Raw genomic sequence first — 419 nt, forward strand, 5'->3', positions numbered from 1 at the left:
GCCTGCGTCGAACAGTGCCCCGTCGACATCGAACACGTCGACCACATCATCGACATGCGTCGCTACCAGGTCCTGATCGAATCGGAGTTCCCCTCCGAGCTCGCCGGCCTGTTCAAGAACCTCGAGAACAAGGGCAACCCCTGGGGCCAGAACTCCAAGGATCGCCTCAACTGGATCAACGAGATGGACTTCGAGATCCCCGTCTTCGGCAAGGACGCCGACAGCTTCGAGGACTACGAGTACCTCTTCTGGGTCGGCTGCGCCGGCGCCTACGAAGACCGTGCCAAGAAGACCACCAAGGCTGTCGCCGAACTCCTCGCCACCGCGGGAGTGAAGTTCATGGTCCTCGGCGCCGACGAAACCTGCACCGGCGACTCCGCACGTCGTGCCGGCAACGAGTTCTTGTTCCAGCAGCTCGC

The 419-nt window shown here is 62.3% G+C and carries 1 protein-coding gene; it reads left to right on the forward strand.

The annotated features are described in order from the left end of the window. Positions 1 to 419: (Fe-S)-binding protein (locus ASU23_RS12240; RefSeq protein WP_172827052.1), on the forward strand; the 419-nt coding region annotated here is incomplete at both ends.

It is taken from the genome of Rhodococcus sp. KB6, assembly GCF_001445685.1.
GTDB lineage: Bacteria > Actinomycetota > Actinomycetes > Mycobacteriales > Mycobacteriaceae > Rhodococcus_F > Rhodococcus_F qingshengii.